This window comes from Fulvivirga lutimaris, assembly GCF_009711525.1.
Classification (GTDB): Bacteria; Bacteroidota; Bacteroidia; order Cytophagales; family Cyclobacteriaceae; genus Fulvivirga; species Fulvivirga lutimaris.
In genome coordinates this window covers 1-1,072 of the sequence record NZ_SMLV01000072.1, presented here as the reverse complement: position 1 = coordinate 1,072, position 1,072 = coordinate 1, and the positions used below count along the sequence as shown (strand labels likewise).

General features: G+C 39.3%; 1 protein-coding gene. It reads right to left on the bottom strand.

What is annotated here, in order from left to right; translation table 11 throughout:
- Window positions 1-1,072, bottom strand: a 1,072-nt coding sequence (locus tag E1140_RS00225) for a glycoside hydrolase family 97 N-terminal domain-containing protein (protein WP_185153316.1), incomplete at both ends; no start/stop codon positions are given.

Sequence of the window (1,072 nt, the reverse complement as noted above, 5' to 3'; positions counted from 1 at the left end):
GCTGCATGAAGTCCACTTTAATTCCTTTTGTTCCCCAGCTTTTATAGGTTTCAAGAATTTCAACAAGGTTTTCGTCAAGAGGTTTCCAAAGCACCCAAAGGATTAAACCCACCCCTTTTTCTTTACCATATCTGATCAGTTCAAGCACATCCATATCCTTATTAAAGTCAAGAATTTCAGTGGTTGATTTTGTCCAGCCTTCATCAAGTATTACATATTCAATATTATTGGCTGCGGCAAAATCAATATAGTATTTATAAGTAGCCGTATTGAGGCCTGACTTGAAATCGACACCATAAATGTTGTTGGCATTGTACCAATCCCAAGCTACTTTACCCGGCTTGATCCAGGCTGTATTTTTAAGAACGGTAGGTTTGGCCAGCTGATAAGTCAGGTTGCTTTCCACAAAAGTGCGGTCGTCATTACTGATCATAAACACTCTCCACGGAAACGCTCTATTGCCTTCAACTTGAGCAATGTAATCAGCCTCTTTGGCTATGGTCTGTTTACGGTCTGGATAGTTCTCAGCAGGCACGGCTTCAAGCACATATTTAGGAAATGTGGCATTTAAAGTCTCCTTACCACTTCCTTCTATAAACATTCCTGGGTAATCTTGAAGAGCTGTTTCTGTAAATAAAACTCTGCCTTTTTCAGTACTAATCAATACTGGCAGACTACAAAAATCTTTATCTGATATTTCGGTCAATGACTTATCCAGATACAATCTTTCATTGTGTGAGTACATAGACTCCTCTTTCGGAAAAAGTGAACGAGATCCTTCAGGGAAAGTCATTGCAACTTGTTCCGACACTACATTTCGACTGCTCTTGTTATCATCAATAAACTGATATGCAGCTCCGTCATTATAGGCTCTGAAGTTAAGTTTGTAACCACCTTTAAATTCAATTGACAGTTCTGAGTATTCATCCTTAATCTCGGCATCCTTATGGGGAACAGCAGGTCGAATTATTGAAGAGAAGCTGTTTACAGAATGCTTCTTTATTTTTGGGCTTGCACCAAAATCAGCTCCAGTTGAAAAGTCCATCCCCACTGTGACTTTCTCTATAATAAC